The sequence below is a fragment of the Mesorhizobium sp. M7D.F.Ca.US.004.03.1.1 genome, assembly GCF_003998635.1.
GTDB lineage: Bacteria > Pseudomonadota > Alphaproteobacteria > Rhizobiales > Rhizobiaceae > Mesorhizobium > Mesorhizobium loti.
This window is the reverse complement of sequence record NZ_RZQG01001289.1, coordinates 1-1,267: the sequence shown is the minus strand read 5'-3', so window position 1 is coordinate 1,267 and position 1,267 is coordinate 1. Positions and strand designations below refer to the sequence as shown.

Annotated in this window: 2 protein-coding genes; one reads left to right on the top strand and one right to left on the bottom strand. The window is 54.8% G+C overall.

Annotated elements, in window-relative coordinates; all coding sequences use genetic code 11:
* On the bottom strand, positions 1-685 hold a 685-nt coding region (locus EN935_RS36410), incomplete at its 3' end, for a transporter substrate-binding domain-containing protein (RefSeq protein ID WP_245489143.1).
* 116 nt (positions 686-801) lie between these two features.
* On the opposite strand from EN935_RS36410, the gene EN935_RS36405 reads away from it, so the two are divergent.
* Positions 802-1,267: LysR family transcriptional regulator (locus EN935_RS36405; RefSeq protein WP_164771706.1), on the top strand; the 466-nt coding region annotated here is incomplete at its 3' end.

Here is a 1,267-nt window from a genome sequence, read left to right as displayed (position 1 = left end):
CAATACCGATCCCTTCGCCAAGGCATTCGTGATCCTTTTGCGTGTCGCCAACAATCTCGTATGCATCGCCACCATCGGCCTTGAGCAGCTGCTGGTCGGTCCCAATCGAATCGGCAAAGACGAGATCCAGCCGTCCTGCCATCAAATCGCTGAAAGATTCGAGCTGGCTCGGATAGAATTTTATCTGACTGTCCGGGAACTTCTTTTGAACGTAGCAGGCGTGAATCGTTCCGCGCTGAACGCCGATGATTTTGCCTTTCAGGCCCTGCGGCGAAATTGTGAAACCGGAGCCTTTCTTGGCGCTGAAAACATCCGGCGCTTGATAGTATTTGTGCGTGAAATCGACCTTTTTCTGGCGTTCGTCGGTGATCGTCATGGATGCGACGATCAGGTCGTACTTGCGGGCAAGCAGCCCAGGTATCATGCCATCCCAATCCTGCTTGACGATCTCGCATTTAGCCTTGATGTCGTCACAGAGCGCATTGGCGATATCGATGTCGAAGCCCGAAAGTGAACCATCTGGATCGACCTGGTTGAACGGAGGATACGCGCCTTCAGTCGCTATACGCAGAGTTTCCTCCGCCTTTGCTGGAACAATCGCTATTAATGTTAGCCCAACAACAAAGACAATACTCTTCAGCACGGTGTTCTCCTCCCAGCCGTAAAGCGTGGCCGTGTCGATCACGGTCGCTGCGGGAGTGTTAAGTGAACTGGCGAGACATAGGAGTTTGATTTCTTAAACGTACGTTTGATAGACTCGCATCCACCGGGGCCGCATGTTAGTCTCAGAGACTAGAGCGTATGCGTAACCAGATTCCGCCCCTCGACAAGATTGACATTCGCCTGCTGCGCGTCTTCAGGGTCGTCGCAGAATGCGGTGGTTTCGCCGCCGCCGAGGAAACGTTGAACCTCAACCGTTCGACGATTTCGATCCATATCTCGGATCTTGAAACACGCTTCGGCATGAGGCTGTGCGTACGCGGGCCAGGCGGCTTCTCGCTTACCAAACATGGCGAGGTCGTCTACGAGGCGACACTGCGCCTGTTCCATGCGCTCAACGGTTTCCGCAGCACAGTCGGAGGCGCCAAGGGCCAACTGAGGGGAGAATTGTCGATCTGGCTGATGGACAACATGTCGACGGACCCATGCAACCCTGTCAGCCTCGCCATCGAGCGCTTCCGTAAAAGACCGAACGAAGTTGAGATCATCGTCAACGTGGCGCCACCGGACGAGGTCGAAAAAGCTGTTCACGCTGGCCGGTGCAACC